We start from the raw sequence: 17,393 nt of genomic DNA, 5'->3' as shown, positions 1-17,393 counted from the left end.
CATGCGACCCGTCCACCAGGAGCGGCACCTGATCGACCGCATCGGCTGGCTGCGAGCCGCCGTCCTCGGCGCAAATGACGGCCTCGTCTCCACCGCGAGCCTGATCGTGGGTGTGGCAGCCTCGTCCGCCAACACGGGTGAAATCCTCGTCGCCGGCAGCGCGGGCCTCGTGGCAGGCGCGATGTCGATGGCGGCCGGCGAGTACGTCTCGGTGAGTTCCCAGGCCGACACCGAGCAGGCCGACCTCGCCCGCGAGCAGCGCGAGCTCGGCGACGACCCGGCCGCCGAGTGGGAGGAACTCGCGCGGATCTACGTCGACCGGGGCCTCGACCATGCGCTCGCCTTGCAGGTCGCGGAACAACTGATGGCCAAGGATGCGCTCGGCGCCCATGCCCGGGACGAGCTCGGCATCTCCGAGGTCACGACGGCTCGGCCGGTCCAGGCGGCGCTGACCTCGGCGGCGACCTTCTCGGCCGGCGCGGCCTTACCCCTGGCGACGGCGGCGCTCTCGCCCGGCAACATCGCGGTCTATACGGTGTCGGGGGCCTCGCTGGTATTCCTGGCGGTGCTTGGGGGACTCGGCGCCAAGGCGGGCGGCGCCCCCATCGCCCGGGCGACGGCGCGGGTGACCTTCTGGGGCGTACTGGCCATGGCCGTCACGGCAGGAATCGGGAGCCTGGTCGGCAAGGCCGTCTGACTACCGCTGCGGATCGTGGCAGTGCATCTTCGGCGGCGCGGTCGCGCAATCGATGGAGCACGTCTGGTCGGGCCGGCAGAACCACTGCAGGGCGCCGGTCTTCAGACACGAGCCGGAACAGTGCCGGTGGGCCGCGTTCGTTGGTTCGACGAAGGACGCCGGCGCGTCCGGTGACGCCGCAGGTTGCTGGGCGAACGCTGCAGGCACGACCGCGAGTTGAACCAGCAGGAACCAACGCAAACGTCTCGCCATCGCAGTCTCCTCGAAAAGCGGCAGGCACACGCCGCATGTCTGCGACGACGATGCAGTGTGTAGTCGAGCTGCATTTAGCAACTGAAGATGTGAATGAAATTGACTAAAATCAATTTCATCGAATGCCGGCACCGACAATAGCGAGTGGCGGCAAGCACTTCAATGCTCATGTTGGAGAAGTGCTTGCCTGGCCTTGGGCAAGCCGGAACTGCTTTACCGCAGGTGGTGTTTCCGGCGGCGCTTCCGTCCGCGCTTTTCCCGGGGCGGGCCGCGCCATTCAAGGGAGGTTCCCGTCGATGGACAAGCCAGTCGCTGCCTGATCGGGGCCGTCAACCTGCTCGCGGCCGCCGACCCAGCACAGGCCGCGATGCCTGCCCAGACCGTGCTAACCGCGGCCATGCGTGCCGAGAGCTACGCCGACCTGCCCAAGCCCATCCCCGACGCTGTGGCGCTCCTAAAGGAGCCGGACGAGGTCGCGGCGAAGGCCAAACCGCTACTTGCCGCCTCTTAGGGCGAGGCCACGGTACAGCAGGCGCAATACTACTATCATCGCCACCATCACCATCACTGCTGCGACATGCCGTACGGGTACAGAGCCTGATGCGGCGGGGTGGATGGTTCCGCACCCCGCCCAGCCTTACCGCTGGCTCTTGGCGGCGCCTAGGATGCGCCGGTAGGTTCCGCCGAACACGGTGTGGGTCGCCGAGGTCCACTGCGAGTCCGCCGCCAGCGTCTCGCGGCTGGGGTAGATGCGTCGCGATTGGAGTTCGCGCTCGGCGCCTCCTCTTCGTTCATCGCCATGAGCTCGAAATCGGCCTCAACCGAGACGACGGACACCTGCATGAACGGCTCGTCCTTCCGGAAGATATGCCTGCGGCCTTCGTCCGGGGCCTTGAACACCATGAAGTACATCGTCGGCCCCCAGTGCCGGATGAGTGCCGGCATTGCGACCGGCACTGTTCCGGTCCAGTCGGTGTAGAAGCGTGGGTGGATCTCGGTCCTGATCACCTAATTCTCCTCGACCCTTAGGTCGATGAGGATCCGATAGGCGTAGTAGGCCTCGCCGAAGCTCCAGAGCGGCGGCCTTTGCGGTCCCGGTCCGCCGGGCTCGGCGAAATTCCCTCAAAGACCAGTCTTGCGGCCCTGGTGCTCACGCCCAATTCGGCGTCGTAGGCGTAGAACAGCTCGATCCCGCCTTTGACCGCTTCCAAGAGCGGGATGCAGTGCCAGGCATAATCCTGCGAGCCTTCTGTGCGGGGCTCCGGATCGCCCGCCCAACCGGGAATTTTCAAGCGCGTCCGCCGGGGCGGCAGCCCCGGCTCGATCAGCCTGACCTTCACCTGTCGCATTCTCGACCGTCCCTTCGATGTCGCCCTGGAAGATAGGAGGTCAGAGGAACGGTTCGGCGCGAAGCAACACCATGTGATCGCCCAGTCAGGTCGCTGCGGGGCGTAGCAGTACGTTGGCGACGCCCTGGGTGTGATCCGCGTCTTACTCGACGGTGACGGATTTTGATCTAGGCCGATCCCGCTCCAAGTGCGAAAGAGCGGCCCCAAAATCTCTGCGCCTGCCGACGTGATTACTGGGACTTGTCGGCGATGACCCTCGGGCCCGCCTCCTAGACTTCAGCAATTGTCTCCTTGGCTTTAGCATCAAAGGCCCCCTTGGGCTTGACGTTTCCGGCCCAGGATACCTTCGATCCGCTCCCGTCCTTCTACACTATGAGCATGGACTTATAGCTCTACACAGGCAGCGGGCGGGAGATTATCGTGCATGTGTAGTCTATCTTCTTGTCGCCGCGGAACTGTTCTTCCTCCATGATGGTGTCACTGCCCTTCATCGACAATGTTCACTCCTGCCTGCCGCCTTTCTAAGACAGCACCCACTTCTCGATGACGAGGTGCCAGTTGCCGATGCCGCAAAACCCGCCAACCATCTTCCAGACCGCTTCGGGCGATGCAGGCACCATCACGCTCTTCGTCACTTCAATCGCAAGGGCAGGCGTGACGACGACCATGGCCAGCGCCACGGCGGGGACGGCGATTCCGAGCATTCATCGGTTCCTGTAAAACCTTGAGCGCGTCGTGTGCGCCGAGGAACCAGCTACTGCGCGACCGAAGGCGGACTACGCCAAACGCGGATGTGTGAACGGTGCACTCGATGTACCCCTGAGGCAGTCTCGCGACCAACCAATGGCTAGCCTTCGGCGACCCGGCGCGATCAAACGCGGAGATAGCTCCAACCTGCCTCCTGAAGTGCCACGAGACGGACTGCACCAGCCGAAACGATGCCGACGTGTGGCAGTAATTCCAGAGGGTGCCCCTCTGCCTTCTCCATGGCTTTGATGGTGTTGCCGCAGGCCGAGAGTACGATTCCCGGCACGCTCTCGGTGATGGAGTGGATCCTCGACGTCACGGGCGATGTGTCGGCCCGCAGCATGTGCAGACCCGGCCCATAGGCAACGATCTCGACCTCAAGCTCCTCGGCCTGATTGCTGTATTCGCGTGCGAGATTGACCGCGTTGTTGAGGGCGAGGTCGAACACGCCGTTCTCGCGAGAACTGACCTGCAGTGCGACCCGATGGGTCTTGGGGTCAGCCGATTGGGTCGCCGAGGCCCTGCTCGCCACGAGCCAAGCCATCAGCGCGGCCAGTCCGGACACGCCCCTACGCGACAGCATCATCGTGTCCACTCCGTTCGCGAACGGTCCTGTTCCGACAGGAATATTCCTGCGAAATCGTGTCGTCAGGTTTGTACGAAGCGATAACTCGCACCAACGCGCTCGACACGTCCGACGCCTGAGCTCGGGAGGTGAAAGCCGACAAGCGTCATCCGCTCATTCGCCAAGCGGTCCAGCAGGGTGAGGCGGGTACGCGCCGCGAGGTCACGGTCGAGATCGCTTCCGAAGGCCCAGGCGGGGCGGCGGAACGACACAACCGCGTGGCTCAAGGCATCCCCGCCGATCAGTACCTGCTCCCGACCGGCTTCGACAAGGACGGAGGCGTGACCGGGCGTATGCCCCGGCGTCGCGACGTAGGTGAGGCCGGGAGCGATGCTTTCGCCGGGCTTACGGCGCTCCACCTTCGCCTCAAGGCGTCGCAGGGTCCGTCGCGAGCCTACGGAGAGGCCCTTAAGCCAATCCGGTACGCGGGTCTCGACATCCTCGCGGGTCCAGAAATCCCATTCCGCGGCCGGCACGACGTAGCGGGCATTGGGAAACCGTTCGCTGTCGTCGAAATCATCGACCGCGCCCCAGAGATGATCGGGATGGGCGTGCGTGAACACCACCTGGGTGATCGCCTCACGTGAGATGTTCCGGCTCTCCAGCGTCTCGCCGAGCTTGCCGGCCGTGGGCTGGAACGAGTTGCCCGAGCCGGCATCGATCAGAATGACTTCCGAGCCGATCCGAACGAGGCTCGGGTTCGTCGGAATCGGGGTGGCCTCCGCGGGCTGACCCTCGGCCTTAAAGACGGCTTCAACTTCCGCGCGCGGCGTGTCGGGCAGCATGAAGGCGAGGGAGGAGGACAGCGTGCCGTCGCTCGCCGTCTCCACGGAGGCGGCGCCGACCCTGAGCGCCGCTGTCTGGTTCGCCGAAGCGCGGCGGACGGGCCACGCGCCCGCGAAGCCCGCTGCGAGGCCACCCAAGAACAACCGCCTGTCGCAGCGCGTTCCCGCGGAGTTGGGACGGCTCGTCATTGGACCGGCGGGGCCTTCTTCGCGGGTTCGGCAGCCTTGTCTGGCGTCACGTCGAGGATGCGAGCGCGGCTCGTGATGGACGCTTCCTTCGGCAGGCAGTTCGTCATGCAGGGCTTGGCCGTCCAGAACTCCTTCTCCGCCGTCTCGCGGTCGTCCATGAAGAAGTTTTTCTCGTTAGGCAGGCGGATGCTGGCGAGGTTCTTCTCGTTCAGCTCGAAGTCCTGATCCTTCAGAATGTCGTTGAGATAGAGGAGATAGGCGGTGACCGAGTATGTCTCGTCCGGCGTGAGGGTCTGTGCCGCGCCGAACGGCATTGCCCGGTGAATGAAATCGAAGACGGTCGAGGCGTAGGGCCAGTAGGACCCGATGGTCTTAACCGGACTGTCGGACTTCAACGTGCCGGACCCACCGGCGAGCTCCGGCCACCGTCCCGCGCCCTCGCCGAACTCGCCATGGCAGCTGGCGCAGCGCTCCTGGAAGACCGTCTCGCCGAGCGCCGCGGTTCCCTTGCCGACAGGAAGCCCCTGGCCGTCCGGCCGCACGTCAATGTCCCAGCCCTTGATCTCCTCCGGCGTCGCGACGCGGCCGATGTTCAGACGCTCCGCCGCCACCGGCGTGGCCGCGAGGAGGACGGTCGCAAGGGCGGCCGAAAGACGGTTACGCGACCTCGACATTCTCGATCTCCCCGCTGGGCAGCACGTGCCAGGTCTGGATGCCGTTGTTGTGGTAGATCGAGTTCAGGCCGCGGTGTTGGCGCAGGGCCGCCTTGGTCGGCTGGACGTAGCCGGTCTCGTCCATGGCGCGGGACTGGATCAGCAGCGGATCGCCGTTCCAGTCGAACTCATAATAGAAACGCGTCAGCGCCTTATCGAGGACCGGCCCGTCGAGCCGCGCGGCCCGCCAGTTGCGGCCGCCATCGAGCGAGACGTCCACGCCCTTGATCGCGCCCCGCCCCGACCACGCCAAGCCCGAAAGCACGGTGAAGCCCTTACCGTGGATGGGCGCCTGCGGACTCGGATTGGTGATGACGGACTTCGCGTCCATGGCCCAGGTGAAGCGCCGCGCCTGACCGTCCGGCATGAGTGCCGTGTACTTCGACGTCTCCTCGCGGGTGTGCCAGGGCTCGTCGCCGACCTTGATCCGGCGCAGCCACTTCACCCACATGTTGCCTTGCCATCCCGGCAGGACGAGGCGGAGCGGATAGCCGTGCTCGGGATAGAGCGCCTCTCCGTTCATGGCGTAGGCGACGATGGCGTCGTCGAACGCTTTCTCGATCGGCACGGAGCGGGTCATCGCCGCGGCGTCGGCGCCCTCCGGCAACAGCCACTTGGCGTTGGTCTTGAGACCGGCTTCTTCGAGCAAGCGCTTGAGCGGGACGCCCGTGTACATGACGCAGTGGATCATGCCGTGGGTGAACTGACAGCCGTTGAGCTGCGCGCCCTTCCACTCCATGCCGGAATTGGCCGCGCATTCGAGGAACGCGATCCGGTTGACGCGGGGGAAGCGCTTGATGTCCTCCAGCGTCAGCATCAGCGGCTTCTCGACGAGGCCGTGGATCATCAACCGATGCTCGGACGGATCGATCTCGGCGATGCCGCCATGGTGGCGCTCGAAGCCCAGGCCGTTCGGGGTGATGATTCCCTCCAGCTGGTGCAGCGGCGTGAAGCTGACCGAACTCTGGCGCGAGGCGGTCAGCCATTCGACGTCGCGGCGGATCACGTCCACCTCGAACTTCGACGGGCGGCCGTAGGGCCGGCTGACGACACCCTCACCGAGCGACTGCGACCATTCCGGTACGCTCGGCGGAAGGTTCTTCGCGTCCGGCGCGGCGGCTGCGCGGCCCGCAAAAGCCCCCGTGCCGACCGCTCCGCCGAGGGCGAGGCCGGTGCGCAGGAAGGATCTTCGAGAGGTTGGCCCGGACGGATCGGGGCGCGGCTTCGGTTCAGACATCGGCCTCTCCGAACTGTTTCAAGTATAGCAATGTGTGAATATATTGGAGACGACTAGGCGCCACGGACGGTGACCTGCGCGGGCGTCGGGTTCACCGTTCCCTTGGCCTTGATGTGCGAGGAGACGACGTCCCAGATCGGCGGGCCGTCGGTGCCCTCGTTGACGCTCGCCCATCCTGCCACGGTGTAGCTGGTGCCAGCCTCGATGGGTTTGCCGGTGCGCAGGAGGGTGAGGTCTGAGATGCGGCTGCCGGCCGGGCGAGCGACGTCGATGGCGTAGGACACGCCGCCCACCCGCACCATGTCGCCACCTTGCTGGTAGTACGGATCGGCGTTGAAGAGGTTGTCGGCCACGTCCTCCAGCACCTCCTTCAGCCGGGCGCCGGTCATCGGCATCCGATAAGCCGCCGGGTAGGTGATGGCGGTGGCGTTGTAGACGTCCTCGCGGGTTATCGACTGGCCGGGCAGGAGGGTCGTGCCCCAGCGGAAGCCGGGCGAGAGGGCAATCTCAGCCTCTCGCTCGGACAGGAGCGCATCGCAGATCATGTCGTCGAGCGTGCCGTTGAAGTTGCCCCGCCGGTAGAGCAGGGCCTCGGTCCGGCCGAGTTCCTCCTTCAGCATCGCCTCGTGGGGCGCACGGATCGACCGGATCTTGGCCGCCATCGTCTTCTCTGGGGCGATGATATCGGAGAAGATCGGGATGAGCTTCGAACGGTAGCCCTTCACGGCCCCGTCCCGCACGTCGAGGTCGACGCGGGTGAGGAACTTGCCGTGGCTGCCCGAGGCGATGAGTAGGGTGTTGCCGACCTTTACCGCCTGAGGCAGCGCGTCGTGCGTGTGTCCGGTGAGTACGACGTCGATTCCCTTCACCCGCGAGGCGAGCTTGCGGTCCACGTCGAAGCCGTTGTGGGAGAGCAGCACGACGAGGTCGGCGCCCTCCTTCCGGGCCTTGTCGACGCTCGCTTGCACGTCCTCCTCGCGGATGCCGAAGGACCAGCCGGGGATCATCCAGCGAGGGTTGGCGATGGGCGTGTAGGGAAAGGCCTGCCCGATCACCGCGACCTTCGCGCCGCCGCGCTCGAACATCTTCGTGGCCTCGAAGGCCGGCTCGTTCCATTCGGCGTCGCGAACGTTCTGGCCCAGGAACGGGCAGCCGAGCCCGTCCACGATCTCCTTAACCCGTTCGGTGCCGAGGGTGAACTCCCAGTGGCCCGTCATGGCGTCGGGCTTCAGCAGCGCCATGCAGTCGACCATGTCCTGGCCCTTGCTCACCATCGAGGTGTAGCTGTTCTGCCAAGTGTCGCCGCCGTCCAGGAACAGCACCTTGTCGCCTCGCTCGGCGCGGATCGCGTCGAGCACCGTGGCGATCCGGTCGAGGCCGCCCATCCGGCCATAGCTGCGGGCCAGCGCGACGTAGTCCTCCGGCGTGAGCGCATAGGCCAGCGGCGAGCCGCCGGGGATGCCGTAGAGGTCGAGGTAGGCGCGTCCGGTGACGTGGGGGACCTGACCGCGCGCCTCGCCCATCCCGAGGTTGGTCGAGGGCTCGCGGAACAGCACGGGCCGCAACTGCGCGTGGATGTCGGTGAGATGGACCAGGGTGACGTTGCCCATCGGCTCGAAGGCCAGGAGGTCGTCCTGGGTCAGGCGCTGCTGGGCGAAGGCGCGGGTCCAGCCCGTCGGCACCAGGGCCGCGGTGGCGGCGGCGATCTGCAGGAAGTCGCGGCGTGAGGTCATGGCAGGATCAGGCCCTCAGTTGCGCACGGCGGGCGTCTCGACCGGAAGGCCGAGGCCGCGCCACGCGACGTAGGTCTCCAGGGCGAGGAACTCGTCGGAGAGCGGCTTGAACGGCGTGGCCCGGACGTCCTGCATGCAACCTTCCATGCGCTCGTGGAGCGGCACCAGCCGCTGGTCGCGCAGGCGGTAGACGGGGAATCCGTTGCTCTGCCCCTGGCTGAGGAAGTCGGCCCGGAGATACTTGCCGTGGTTCTTCTCGTGGCAGCTCGCGCAAGCGAGATCGAGTTGGCCGTTCCGCTGGTAGTAGAGCGATTGTCCTCGCTCGAACCAGGGCGTCATGGGCCCGTCCACCTTCACGGCGACCGGCATCCCGCGGGACTGGTTACGGACGTAGGTGGTCATGGCCGTAAGTTCGGACGAGCCGAAGGCCCAGGGCTCGGCTTTCAGGGCGCCGCTGCGGCAGATGTTGATCCGCTGCTCCAGATTGACCGGCTTGCCGAGCTTCTCGTTCCACTTCGGATAGGCCGCCGCGACGCCCTTCATCGAGGTCGATGCCTCGTTGTGGCAGCTCGCACAGGACTTTCCCGCCGCGCCATCGACCTTCGACCAGAGTTCCTCTCCCTGCTCCACGGCGAGGAAGCCCGGATTGTTGAAGTCGTCGGCCTGCATGTCCTGCGTTTCCTTGGAGCGGAAATACAGGCCGGAGACAACTTCATCAAACGGGGAATTCGGGTTCTGGACCTTGAGGCCGTGCGCCTGCCAGGCCGGACGCTCGGACCCTTCCTTAGCGGCGGGCGCGGAGGGCATGTCCTGCGCATGGGGTGCGACGGCCAGCGCGACGAGCGCGAGCGCGGTGACGGCAAAGGGAATGGGGCGGACCATTGCGAGGGCTCCGGCGCGGCGGGGGAGGCGCTCCGGGGCAATCGGCCCCGGGCGCGCGTCAGGCGACCTTGATCTGCTCGGTGGCCTGGGTCTTCGACCCGTCGTCATCGATCCAAGTGAAGGTCAGCGTGCCGGTTTCCTCGGGTCTGATCTTGAACTGGAAGTAGGGGTTGGCGGAGACCGCGCTCTCTATGTCGGCGCTGAAGATCGTCTTGCCATTCAGGTCGCAGGTGAACTTATTCAGGATCTTGCGCGGGATCGTCTTCCCGTCCTTGTCCTTGCGCTGGCCGGATTCCATCGTGTGTGAGACGAGCGTCTTCACCTCGATGATGTCTCCCTTTGCGACATCCTTCTTGTCCAGTTTGATCCGCGGCTTCACGTCGGCCATGTGGTCCTCCCGTCCTCGTTCGATGCTGTTGCGTGTGGGTTAGCCGCCGCAGCCGCCGATGGTGACCTTCACCTGGCGGACGTCGCTGAAGACCGAGCCGTCGTTCATGCGGGCGACCGCGATGACGTTCTGCGTCTCGGCAAGACGGATGCGCGTGTTCGCCTCGGCGACGCTCGACGGCGTGAAGTGGAAGCTGATGACGCCGGGGTTCGGATTGCCCTCGGCAACGATCATCACCTCCTCGACATAGCTCTCCGGCGTCATCGGCACGTCGACGCTCACCGTCATCGGTACGGTGTTGCCGTTCTCGGCGATCTCGGGGAGTTCGAGCTTGACCTTGCCCCTCACGGGCTCCTTGCCGCGGGTGAAGGCCTTGATGGCCTCATCGGTCGCAGGCTTCGCGGCCAGGGCCGGTCCAGCGCGGAAGGCGAAGGCGGTTGCCACGACGGCTCCGGTGCCGAAGGCCAGGGCTTGGCGGCGGTTCAATGCGGGGATCTTGGCAGAGGTCATGGGAAGCGGCTCCTTCAGCCCGCGAGATCACTTCAGGGTCGTGAGGTAGGCGACGACGTCCTCGACCTGCTGCGCGGTCAGGATCGGCTTGCCCTGGAACTCGGGACGCACGCGATGAAGGCCCTCGATCCGGTAGAAGGCAGGCATCACGGTCGCCTCGGTGAAGACGTGCTTCGGGTTGACGACGATCATGCGCAGATGCGCCGCGTCCCACCGTTCGGCGACGCCGTCGAGGGAGGGTCCGATCTCGCCGTGAAAGGACTCGGTGCTCAGCGAAGAGACCTGATGGCAGCCGAGGCAGTTGCCCTGGCGGCGGTTCACCACGACCTTGGCGCCGGCCGCCGCATTCCCCGGCTTGTCGGTAAGCGGCTCGGGGATCGCGTCGCTGCCGTCGACGGCCACGACCTTGAACGGTGCAAGCCCGGTTGAAGCCGTCTCGGCTCCGGCGGCGGTCGCGAGGACGCAAAGTCCTGCGAGCGCAAAGGCTGTGATCGGCCTACGCATCTGGCGTTTCCTCGGTGCGCCGTCATTGCGGCGGGTGCGGTCGTTTCGAACCGCACGCACTGCCGATGGGCGAACCAATCGACATATGCGAATATTTGCAAGTTTGACGCTTATCGCTTTCGAGTCAAGCGTTAATCAGGAGGCCACCGATCATCGCGGCCGAACTGTTAGCCCCGCCGCGCCGCCTCCGGGGAGCGCAGGTAGTCCTGCAGGTTCGTACGCTCGTAGGCTCGCTCGGCCACGAAGGCGAAGGTTCGCCGGAACTCCTCAGGCGCGACATAACCCCGAAGGCGCAGGACCTCGCGCTGCTGAGGCGGCTTGTCCGCGAGCGTCGATTCTTCCGCCGGGAAAAACTGTATGCTCGGCGTGGAGTAGATCCCGTATTTCTCCGCGAAGCCCTTTTCGGAAAGGGTCTGCCCGTCAAAATCGGTGACTTCGCGCGAACCGATGAAGTTCAACTGCAGGATATCGAAACGCTCGCGGATATACGTGCTCGTCGCCCGATCCGCGAAGTTCACGAGGTGGATCTGCTTGCAGTAGGGACAGCCCTTCAACTCCCAAAGGACGGCAAGACGTTTGCCGTGGTCCCGGGCCGCCCTCAGATCGTCCGACAGGTCGAGGAAGCTTTCGAGGAACCAGGGCTCCCGGTAGAGACCGTCATCGCCCTGGATCGCCTGGGCCATGGCTTTGGAAGGCAGGCCAAGCGCGAGGGCACCCGCAAGGAACCGGCGCCGGGTCGACATGACGTCCCCTCCAAATATTCTTGTTCGTGCATGTGTAGTGCGAATTTCCCGCATCTGGCAATCCGTTGCCCCTGATACCCGCTGCTGCTGTGGCTTTGAGAGGAGGCGAGGTGAAGGGGCGATTGAGTCCGCTGTTCCGGGGCCAATCACAATCCCGGCGGCCACGTCGCTTCCACTCGAACACATTCGATTTTTGCTATATCAAAGTGATGGTCTTGAGCTTGGGAAGGTCGATGCGGGAAACGAGGCGGGCAGTCATGGCGGGGGCTTGGGGGGGCGCCCTATGGCCTTGCTCCGTCGAGGCCGCCGAAATGGTCAAATTCGAGCGGCGCGGCTGCCCGTGGTGCAAGGTGTGGGACAAGGAGATCGGGCCGATCTATCCGAAGACGGATATCGGGAAGCGGGCGCCGTTGCGCCGTGTCGATCTCGACGCAGGCATCCCTCCCGGACTCACGCTCAAGCGCCCGATCCTCTACACACCGACATTCGTCCTCATCGAAGGCGGCGCCGAGGTCGACCGGATCGAGGGCTATCCGGGCGAGGAGTTTTTCTGGGGGCGGGCCGAGCGGTTGCTGAAACAGCTACCGGCTTCCCCGTGACGGGTTTTAGACGGCAAGGAAAAGGGTGAGATGATGCCGTTGCAGCAAGCGCAGCCGGTGACGAGCGCCGAGGCCCCGGGCAGCCTCGACCTGGAACTGTTGCTGGCCAATGCACGTGATGCCAGCGAGCTGCTGAAGGCTCTCGGCCACGAGGCGCGCCTTGTTATCCTTTGCCTGTTGGTCGAGGGCGAGCGCTCAGTCTCGGAACTGGAGCAACTGCTGAACCTGCGCCAGCCCGCCGTGTCCCAGCAGTTGGCGCGGTTGCGGGCCGACGATCTCGTCGAGGCCCGCCGCGACGGCAAGAACATCTACTATGCGCTGGCCCGGCCCGAGGTTCGCGAAATCATCGCTGCCTTGCACCGCGCCTTCTGCAACGGACGTACGCCGTAACCTTTGAAGCCCCTCACGTATGTCGGTCTACGAGAAAGTAGAGACCCGCTCGGGCTCCGACGAGGATCGCGCCGAGGGCGAGCATCGAGCCGACCGACAGCGTCGAGAGACCGCTCAACCCCTGGCCGATGGTGCAGCCGAGGGCAGTGACGCCGCCCGTGCCCATTAGGAACGCGCCGAGAAGGTGGCGCTTCACCTCCCGGGCATCGTCGGGCGCTTCCCAATAGAATTCGCCCGCTTGGCGTGCCGACGCGAAAGATCCGACCAGGACGCCGAAGACCGAGGCCACGCCGAAATCGATCTTCGTGCCGCTCGCGAGCATGGCGTAGAGCAACGTATCGCCGACAGGTCGAGCGAAGCTGAAGGAGCCGACCGCCTGGGTCTCGAACTCGTCGAAGCCCGCGCTTCCGTTGGCCCACCATCCGGCGACGATCACACATCCGATCACGATAGCGCCGACCAGCAGCCGCTTCGTCTCCCGGAAGGCGCCGCTCGTGAGCGCCGCGATACAGAAGCCGACGCCTACCACGACGCTCACGACAATGCGGCCCGCCTGATCGAGCCGCAGGAGAGCGCCGAGGCGCTGGCTTCCGAGATCGACGCTTAACGGCTCAGTAATCGTCACGCGCATGAGCGCCGTCACGCCGCTGATTGCCATATAGGCTGAGAGGCCGAGCACAAGCAGGACGAGGAGGGCTCGTAGGTCTCCCCCGCCGAGCCGAATGAGAGCCCCAAAGCTACAGGTCCCTACGAGCGCCATCCCAAAGCCGAACATCGCCCCGCCGAGGATCATCGCGCCCCATTCCAAGCGCGGCCCCGTGTAGATCGACCGGGAGAGGTCGAGACCGGCAGCGGCTTCCAAAAGTTGGGTGCCGAGGATGGCGATGCCAATCGCCAGCAGCCAAGCACGCGCGCGGCGGGTGTCACGCGCGTAGACGGCATCCTCGATGGCGCCGAGCGTGCAGAAGCGACCCCGCCGTGCGACCGTGCCGAGCAGTGCTCCAAGGGCGAGGCCGAGCGCCGCCCGGAGAAGGTAAGCAGGCAGCGTGTCCAACATCAGCCTAGATTCGTTCACCCTTGAAAGGCCTTGTCAAACGGCCGTGTGAGAATCGTAGCGTCCCGTGACGCACAGCGACGGAACAGTCTGCGTCAGGCTGGCGACAAGTTGGCTCCGTGCGCGGCTCACCCGGCTCTTGACGGTCCCTACCTGGCAGCCGAGGCGGGCTGCCGCCTCTTCGTAGGTGAAGCCTTCGGCCCCCACGAGCAGCAGCGCCTGGCGTTGCGGGAGCGGCAGCGTCCCGATGAGGTTCATCACGGCCCCGAGCGCCACGACGTGGTCCTGGTCCGGTGCCGCCGTAAGCGTCGCGGCGTGCGCGCCCTCGGCGTCCTCGACCTCGCGCCTGGCCTTGCGCATCTCGGTGTAGAACTGGTTGCGCAGGATCGTGAAGCTCCAGGCCGTGAAGTTGGTGCCGGGCACGAACTTCTCCCGGTTGGCCCATGCCCGGACCATCATCTCCTGCACGAGGTCGTCGGCGCGGGCCGCATTCGCGCAGAGGGACATCGCGAACGTCCGAAGCATCGGCAGCGCCCGGAGGAGATCGTCGCGGAACGTGACCCCGAGACGCTCGCCGGATGCGACCAGCGACGCCTCGAACCGCTCGACGAGGAGCGAGAGCCTCTCCGGGATGGCCGCGTGCTCGGCAACCGAGAAGTAATCCCGCAACGGACCCGTAAGATGGGCAGCGATGCCCGCCTTGGAGCAATCGCCGCTGGGCAAAGCCGTTGGATCGGCGGCATGCGGGGTGTCGGTCACGGTCGGATGCCTTTTCGAGTGAGGGTAAGGTGCGACGACCGCACGATGCATTCGTTGTGATGCGGAACCCCGAGCTTGACCGCCCGAACGGTCCTCAGGCGGGGTCGACCGAGGCCCCCGCCTTGACCAGTGCCGGAAAGCCCCCGGCAACGTGGGCGACCGGTCCGAGGCCCATGTCGTTGAGCACCTTGGCGGCCAGGGCCGACCGGTTGCCGGAGGCGCAGTAGAGTACCAGGCGCCTACCGCCGCCGAGCTCGGCCTTGTGGGTCGGGCTCTCCGGGTCGGCCTGGAACTCCAGGAAGCCGCGGGGCACATGGACCGCGCCGGCGATCCTGCCGGTCTTGGCCAATTCCTCGCCTTCGCGCACGTCGACGAGCATCGTGTCGGGCTGGCCGAGGCGTGCGAGCGCCTCCTCGGCCGACAGGGTCTCAACCTCGCGGTTGGCTTCCGCCACCAAATCCTTCGCGCTTCTCATGGTCATGGCTTCCTCCGTCACTCGCCCCAGGCCGCGCCGTCGAGGGCGTCCAGCGGGATCTTCAGGTAACGCTTGCCGTTCGCCTCGGGCTCGGGCAGGCGGCCGCCTCGGATGTTCACCTGCAGGGAATGCAGGATGAGCTTGGGCATCGGCAGTTCGCGGTCGCGTGCCTCGCGCATGCGGACGAACGCCTCCTCGGTCGGGGCCTCGACGAGGTGCGGGTTCTCGGCCCGCTGCTGGGCGACCGTGCTCTCCCAGGCCGCCTCGCGCCCGCCCGGGCGGTAATCGTGCCCAGTGAACAGCCGTGTCTCGTCCGGCAGGGCCATGATGCGCTGGATGCTGCGCCAGAGCGCGTGCGCGCTGCCGCCTGGGAAGTCGGCCCGCGCCGAGCCGCTGTCGGGCATGAACAGCGTGTCGTGGATGAAGGCGGCGTCGCCGATCCGGTAGGCGATGGAGGCCATGGTGTGGCCGGGCGTGAACATCACCTCGACGTCGAGGTCGCCGATCCGGAAGCGCTCGCCGTCGGCGAAGAGCCGCGACCACTGCGAACCGTCCGTCCGGAACGTGTCGGGCAGGTTGTAGAGCCCCTTCCAAAGCCGCTGCACGTCGACGACCTTCTCGCCGATGGCGGTCGGGACGCCGGTCTTGTCGTGCAGGTAGCCGGCCGCCGAAAAGTGGTCGGCGTGCGGATGGGTGTCGAGGATCCACTCCAGCTCGTAGCCCTCGCGCTCGATGTGGGCGAGCAGGGCATCGGCGGAGCGGGTCGCGGTCGCGCCGGACTTCGGATCGAAGTCGAGCACCGGGTCGATGATGGCGCAGCGCTTCGTCCCGGGATCGGCGACGACGTACTGGATGCTGCCGGTCGGCTCGTCATGGAAGCCGGTCACGATGGGACGCCCGCGCAGGGCTGCGATGGTCTGGTCCGACATGAAACGCCTCCTTTTTCGGGTTCAGGTGTTGGCGCCGAGGAGCGGCAGGGCTCCGCGGGCGACGACGTACAGGCCGACCAGGATGACGAGGCCGGCGAAGGTGACGGTCAGGGCTCGCTTGCGCCCGGCGAGCCTCTGGCCGAGGCGCGTGCCGGCGAGGCCGCCGAGCACGCCTCCCAGGATGAACAGGCCGGCCAACGGCCAGTCGATCAGGCCGGAGGCGGCGTAGCTCGCGGCGGTCGCCGCCCCGAAGGCGCTGACCGCGACCAGCGAGGTGCCGATGGCCATCGGCAGCGGCATCGACGTCGCCAGCATCAGGCCCGGCACGATGAGGAATCCCCCGCCGATGCCGAAGAAGCCGGAGAACAGGCCGACCGCGAACCCGATGCCGAGCAGCCAGGGCAGGAGTACCGGGGCGTTGGCCTTCGTCAGGCGCACCTCGGGGTCGCCGTCACCGCGCCGCTTGCGCAGCATCAGGCCCCCGACCACGAGCATCACGACACCGAACAGGGCCAGGAGGCTCTGCCCGTCGACCGCCTTCGCAGCGACCGAGCCGGCCAGCGCGCCGAGGACGCCGGCGACCGAGAATGCCGCCGCGCAGCGCCACTTCACGTTCCCCGCCCGCCATTGCGGGACGAGGTTGCCGGCCGCGCTGACCGACACCGCCAGGGCGCTGGTGCCGATCGCCACGTGTGGCGAGGACACGCCGACGACGTAGGTCAGGAGCGGGACCGCCAGGATCGAGCCGCCCCCGCCGACGAGACCGAGGATCAGGCCGACGACCCCGCCCGAGCCGGCCGCGAGGCCGGATGTCAGCAGGCCGGGCGTCATGCGTCGGCTCCCTGGACCGCCGGCTTCGGGGCTGCCGCCGGAAGAAGGTGAAACGCCAGCATCCCGACGACCATGGCGACGACGAAGGTCACAGCTTGCGCCGGTGCGACCGTCAGCAGGGTGAGGGCGGGCCCCGGGCACAGGCCGGCGAGGCCCCAGCCGAGACCGAACACCGCGGCGCCGGCGATCAGGCGCGGGTCGAGGTCGCGCCGGGTCGGGATCTCAAGCCGGGAGGCGAGCAACGGCCGCCCACGGCGCCGCGCCACGAAATAGCCCGTCGCCGAGACCGCGACGGCGCCAGCCATCACGAAGGCGAGGCTCGGGTCCCAGCGCCCGGTCACGTCGAGGAAGGCGAGAACCTTGGCCGGATCAGCCATGCCGGAGACGAGGAGGCCGAGGCCGAACAGGAGACCGACGGCGAAGGCGGAGGCGGTCTTGGCCATGGCTCAGGCTCCGACGAGATGGCGCACGACGAGGACGGTCAGGATGGCGACGGCCATGAAGGTGCCGGTGGCGACCACGGAGCGGGGCGAGCCACGGCCGATGCCGCAGACACCGTGGCCGCTCGTGCAGCCGGCACCGAGGCGCGATCCGAACCCGACCAGCAGACCGGCGACCACGAGCAGCGGGAACGAGGCATCCACCGTCAGCGGCGGCAGGCTGCCACCCAGGCCGGCGTAGGCGAACGGCGCCAGGACGAGTCCTGCCACGAAGGCGGCGCGCCAGCCCGTCTCGCGAGATGGCGGGGTTAGGAGGCCGCCGAGAATGCCGCTGATGCCGGCGATCCGTCCGTTGAGGAGCAGGAACAGGGCCGCGGAGGTGCCGATCAAGGCACCGCCGGCGAGGGCGCTGACAGGCGTGAAGCCGTCCATGGTGGTCGCTCCCAAACGGTGGTCCGGGGGATGCCCGGCGGGGCGCAAGGGACGTCCTCCCCTGCCAAACCAGAACATTAGATAACTCTTATTTAGCATCATCTAATGGAATGGCAAGCGTGAAACCGAC

Annotated in this window: 23 protein-coding genes and 1 pseudogene; 4 read left to right on the top strand and 20 right to left on the bottom strand. The window is 66.5% G+C overall.

Translation table 11 applies throughout. The features are described from left to right. Position 1 precedes the first annotated feature (1 nt). Positions 2-697 (top strand): VIT family protein, encoded by a 696-nt coding sequence (locus LPC10_RS19575; RefSeq protein ID WP_012455894.1) that lies wholly within the window; start codon positions 2-4, stop codon positions 695-697. Here LPC10_RS19575 and LPC10_RS19570 read toward each other — a convergent pair whose 3' ends face one another. Next, the gene (locus LPC10_RS19570; protein WP_012455893.1) at positions 698-949 is read right to left on the bottom strand and encodes a hypothetical protein; all 252 of its coding nucleotides are present in this window, start codon (positions 947-949) and stop codon (positions 698-700) included. Positions 950-1,316: 367 nt separating this feature from the next. On the opposite strand from LPC10_RS19570, the gene LPC10_RS19565 reads away from it, so the two are divergent. Next, the gene (locus LPC10_RS19565; protein ID WP_017484325.1) at positions 1,317-1,460 is read left to right on the top strand and encodes a hypothetical protein; all 144 of its coding nucleotides are present in this window, start codon (positions 1,317-1,319) and stop codon (positions 1,458-1,460) included. Between the two features lie 126 nt (positions 1,461-1,586). Here the strand turns inward: LPC10_RS19565 and LPC10_RS19560 are convergent. The 12 genes and pseudogenes from LPC10_RS19560 to LPC10_RS19505 all read right to left on the bottom strand — a co-directional run bounded on the left by LPC10_RS19560 (position 1,587) and on the right by LPC10_RS19505 (position 11,354). Next, a pseudogene (locus LPC10_RS19560) lies at positions 1,587-2,298 on the bottom strand (hypothetical protein). 521 nt (positions 2,299-2,819) lie between these two features. Next, complete coding sequence (locus LPC10_RS19555) at positions 2,820-3,002, bottom strand: hypothetical protein (RefSeq protein ID WP_017484328.1); 183 nt, start codon at positions 3,000-3,002, stop codon at positions 2,820-2,822. 167 nt (positions 3,003-3,169) lie between these two features. Further along, entirely contained in the window at positions 3,170-3,631 is a 462-nt protein-coding gene (locus tag LPC10_RS19550) for a hypothetical protein (RefSeq protein ID WP_003597852.1), read from the bottom strand. A 62-nt stretch (positions 3,632-3,693) separates the two neighbouring features. Then, positions 3,694-4,644: an MBL fold metallo-hydrolase gene (locus LPC10_RS19545; protein ID WP_012455892.1), complete on the bottom strand. Its 951-nt coding sequence runs from the start codon at positions 4,642-4,644 to the stop codon at positions 3,694-3,696. Beyond that, the gene (locus LPC10_RS19540) at positions 4,641-5,318 is read right to left on the bottom strand and encodes a c-type cytochrome (RefSeq protein ID WP_012455891.1); all 678 of its coding nucleotides are present in this window, start codon (positions 5,316-5,318) and stop codon (positions 4,641-4,643) included. Before LPC10_RS19540 ends, LPC10_RS19545 begins: the two co-directional genes overlap by 4 nt. Further along, positions 5,302-6,594 carry a sulfite dehydrogenase gene (soxC, locus tag LPC10_RS19535; protein WP_003597857.1) on the bottom strand — a complete coding sequence of 431 codons (1,293 nt, stop codon included), beginning with the start codon at positions 6,592-6,594 and terminating at the stop codon, positions 5,302-5,304. The genes LPC10_RS19540 and soxC overlap by 17 nt, the downstream gene beginning before the upstream one ends. Positions 6,595-6,647: 53 nt before the next feature. Beyond that, positions 6,648-8,327 carry a thiosulfohydrolase SoxB gene (gene soxB / locus LPC10_RS19530; protein WP_003597858.1) on the bottom strand — a complete coding sequence of 560 codons (1,680 nt, stop codon included), beginning with the start codon at positions 8,325-8,327 and terminating at the stop codon, positions 6,648-6,650. Between the two features lie 15 nt (positions 8,328-8,342). Then, entirely contained in the window at positions 8,343-9,209 is an 867-nt protein-coding gene (gene soxA / locus LPC10_RS19525) for a sulfur oxidation c-type cytochrome SoxA (RefSeq protein ID WP_003597860.1), read from the bottom strand. 58 nt (positions 9,210-9,267) lie between these two features. Then, positions 9,268-9,597, bottom strand: a complete 330-nt coding sequence (gene soxZ, locus LPC10_RS19520) for a thiosulfate oxidation carrier complex protein SoxZ (protein ID WP_003597861.1) — start codon at positions 9,595-9,597, stop codon at positions 9,268-9,270. A gap of 39 nt (positions 9,598-9,636) precedes the next feature. Beyond that, positions 9,637-10,107 (bottom strand): thiosulfate oxidation carrier protein SoxY, encoded by a 471-nt coding sequence (soxY, locus tag LPC10_RS19515; protein WP_003597863.1) that lies wholly within the window; start codon positions 10,105-10,107, stop codon positions 9,637-9,639. A 27-nt stretch (positions 10,108-10,134) separates the two neighbouring features. After that, positions 10,135-10,611 (bottom strand): sulfur oxidation c-type cytochrome SoxX, encoded by a 477-nt coding sequence (gene soxX, locus LPC10_RS19510; protein WP_003597865.1) that lies wholly within the window; start codon positions 10,609-10,611, stop codon positions 10,135-10,137. A 167-nt stretch (positions 10,612-10,778) separates the two neighbouring features. Further along, positions 10,779-11,354: a thioredoxin family protein gene (locus tag LPC10_RS19505; protein ID WP_003597867.1), complete on the bottom strand. Its 576-nt coding sequence runs from the start codon at positions 11,352-11,354 to the stop codon at positions 10,779-10,781. A gap of 350 nt (positions 11,355-11,704) precedes the next feature. Between LPC10_RS19505 and LPC10_RS19500 the strand changes: the two genes are divergently transcribed. Continuing rightward, the gene (locus LPC10_RS19500) at positions 11,705-11,953 is read left to right on the top strand and encodes a thioredoxin family protein (protein ID WP_231343948.1); all 249 of its coding nucleotides are present in this window, start codon (positions 11,705-11,707) and stop codon (positions 11,951-11,953) included. Between the two features lie 33 nt (positions 11,954-11,986). Beyond that, on the top strand, positions 11,987-12,343 hold the full coding sequence (locus LPC10_RS19495; RefSeq protein ID WP_026105494.1) for a helix-turn-helix transcriptional regulator: 357 nt from the start codon (positions 11,987-11,989) through the stop codon (positions 12,341-12,343). A 13-nt stretch (positions 12,344-12,356) separates the two neighbouring features. On the opposite strand, the gene LPC10_RS19490 is transcribed toward LPC10_RS19495, so the two are convergent. The 7 genes from LPC10_RS19490 to LPC10_RS19460 all read right to left on the bottom strand — a co-directional run bounded on the left by LPC10_RS19490 (position 12,357) and on the right by LPC10_RS19460 (position 17,263). Next, positions 12,357-13,400, bottom strand: coding sequence for a YeeE/YedE family protein (locus tag LPC10_RS19490; RefSeq protein ID WP_012455889.1), 1,044 nt, complete (start codon positions 13,398-13,400; stop codon positions 12,357-12,359). Positions 13,401-13,433: 33 nt separating this feature from the next. Then, the gene (locus LPC10_RS19485) at positions 13,434-14,156 is read right to left on the bottom strand and encodes a sigma-70 family RNA polymerase sigma factor (protein WP_003597872.1); all 723 of its coding nucleotides are present in this window, start codon (positions 14,154-14,156) and stop codon (positions 13,434-13,436) included. Between the two features lie 94 nt (positions 14,157-14,250). Then, positions 14,251-14,637 (bottom strand): rhodanese-like domain-containing protein, encoded by a 387-nt coding sequence (locus tag LPC10_RS19480; RefSeq protein ID WP_003597873.1) that lies wholly within the window; start codon positions 14,635-14,637, stop codon positions 14,251-14,253. Positions 14,638-14,648: 11 nt separating this feature from the next. Continuing rightward, on the bottom strand, positions 14,649-15,560 hold the full coding sequence (locus LPC10_RS19475) for an MBL fold metallo-hydrolase (protein WP_231343947.1): 912 nt from the start codon (positions 15,558-15,560) through the stop codon (positions 14,649-14,651). Between the two features lie 21 nt (positions 15,561-15,581). Next, complete coding sequence (locus tag LPC10_RS19470) at positions 15,582-16,391, bottom strand: sulfite exporter TauE/SafE family protein (RefSeq protein WP_003597009.1); 810 nt, start codon at positions 16,389-16,391, stop codon at positions 15,582-15,584. Beyond that, a complete protein-coding gene (locus LPC10_RS19465; protein WP_003597007.1) occupies positions 16,388-16,834 on the bottom strand; it encodes a YeeE/YedE family protein in 447 nt (148 codons plus the stop codon). The genes LPC10_RS19470 and LPC10_RS19465 overlap by 4 nt, the downstream gene beginning before the upstream one ends. Positions 16,835-16,837: 3 nt before the next feature. Continuing rightward, on the bottom strand, positions 16,838-17,263 hold the full coding sequence (locus LPC10_RS19460; RefSeq protein WP_003597005.1) for a YeeE/YedE family protein: 426 nt from the start codon (positions 17,261-17,263) through the stop codon (positions 16,838-16,840). Positions 17,264-17,393: the final 130 nt, after the last annotated feature.

The organism is Methylorubrum sp. B1-46, assembly GCF_021117295.1.
Taxonomy (GTDB): Bacteria; Pseudomonadota; Alphaproteobacteria; order Rhizobiales; family Beijerinckiaceae; genus Methylobacterium.
Note: the sequence above shows the minus strand (reverse complement) of the source record. Positions and strands in the feature narration are given on the sequence as shown.

What these genes read in the sequence shown, in the direction of transcription:
- soxY (WP_003597863.1), bottom strand. Translation starts at nt 10,107, where the DNA reads ATGACCTCTGCCAAGATCCCCGCATTGAACCGCCGCCAAGCCCTGGCC.
- LPC10_RS19475 (WP_231343947.1), bottom strand. Translation starts at nt 15,560, where the DNA reads ATGTCGGACCAGACCATCGCAGCCCTGCGCGGGCGTCCCATCGTGACC.
- LPC10_RS19505 (WP_003597867.1), bottom strand. Translation starts at nt 11,354, where the DNA reads ATGTCGACCCGGCGCCGGTTCCTTGCGGGTGCCCTCGCGCTTGGCCTG.
- LPC10_RS19545 (WP_012455892.1), bottom strand. Translation starts at nt 4,644, where the DNA reads ATGACGAGCCGTCCCAACTCCGCGGGAACGCGCTGCGACAGGCGGTTG.
- LPC10_RS19470 (WP_003597009.1), bottom strand. Translation starts at nt 16,391, where the DNA reads ATGACGCCCGGCCTGCTGACATCCGGCCTCGCGGCCGGCTCGGGCGGG.
- soxA (WP_003597860.1), bottom strand. Translation starts at nt 9,209, where the DNA reads ATGGTCCGCCCCATTCCCTTTGCCGTCACCGCGCTCGCGCTCGTCGCG.
- LPC10_RS19480 (WP_003597873.1), bottom strand. Translation starts at nt 14,637, where the DNA reads ATGACCATGAGAAGCGCGAAGGATTTGGTGGCGGAAGCCAACCGCGAG.
- LPC10_RS19565 (WP_017484325.1), top strand. Translation starts at nt 1,317, where the DNA reads ATGCCTGCCCAGACCGTGCTAACCGCGGCCATGCGTGCCGAGAGCTAC.
- LPC10_RS19465 (WP_003597007.1), bottom strand. Translation starts at nt 16,834, where the DNA reads ATGGCCAAGACCGCCTCCGCCTTCGCCGTCGGTCTCCTGTTCGGCCTC.
- LPC10_RS19550 (WP_003597852.1), bottom strand. Translation starts at nt 3,631, where the DNA reads ATGATGCTGTCGCGTAGGGGCGTGTCCGGACTGGCCGCGCTGATGGCT.
- soxZ (WP_003597861.1), bottom strand. Translation starts at nt 9,597, where the DNA reads ATGGCCGACGTGAAGCCGCGGATCAAACTGGACAAGAAGGATGTCGCA.
- LPC10_RS19540 (WP_012455891.1), bottom strand. Translation starts at nt 5,318, where the DNA reads ATGTCGAGGTCGCGTAACCGTCTTTCGGCCGCCCTTGCGACCGTCCTC.
- LPC10_RS19495 (WP_026105494.1), top strand. Translation starts at nt 11,987, where the DNA reads ATGCCGTTGCAGCAAGCGCAGCCGGTGACGAGCGCCGAGGCCCCGGGC.
- soxC (WP_003597857.1), bottom strand. Translation starts at nt 6,594, where the DNA reads ATGTCTGAACCGAAGCCGCGCCCCGATCCGTCCGGGCCAACCTCTCGA.
- soxB (WP_003597858.1), bottom strand. Translation starts at nt 8,327, where the DNA reads ATGACCTCACGCCGCGACTTCCTGCAGATCGCCGCCGCCACCGCGGCC.
- LPC10_RS19490 (WP_012455889.1), bottom strand. Translation starts at nt 13,400, where the DNA reads ATGTTGGACACGCTGCCTGCTTACCTTCTCCGGGCGGCGCTCGGCCTC.
- LPC10_RS19575 (WP_012455894.1), top strand. Translation starts at nt 2, where the DNA reads ATGCGACCCGTCCACCAGGAGCGGCACCTGATCGACCGCATCGGCTGG.
- LPC10_RS19555 (WP_017484328.1), bottom strand. Translation starts at nt 3,002, where the DNA reads ATGCTCGGAATCGCCGTCCCCGCCGTGGCGCTGGCCATGGTCGTCGTC.
- soxX (WP_003597865.1), bottom strand. Translation starts at nt 10,611, where the DNA reads ATGCGTAGGCCGATCACAGCCTTTGCGCTCGCAGGACTTTGCGTCCTC.
- LPC10_RS19570 (WP_012455893.1), bottom strand. Translation starts at nt 949, where the DNA reads ATGGCGAGACGTTTGCGTTGGTTCCTGCTGGTTCAACTCGCGGTCGTG.
- LPC10_RS19460 (WP_003597005.1), bottom strand. Translation starts at nt 17,263, where the DNA reads ATGGACGGCTTCACGCCTGTCAGCGCCCTCGCCGGCGGTGCCTTGATC.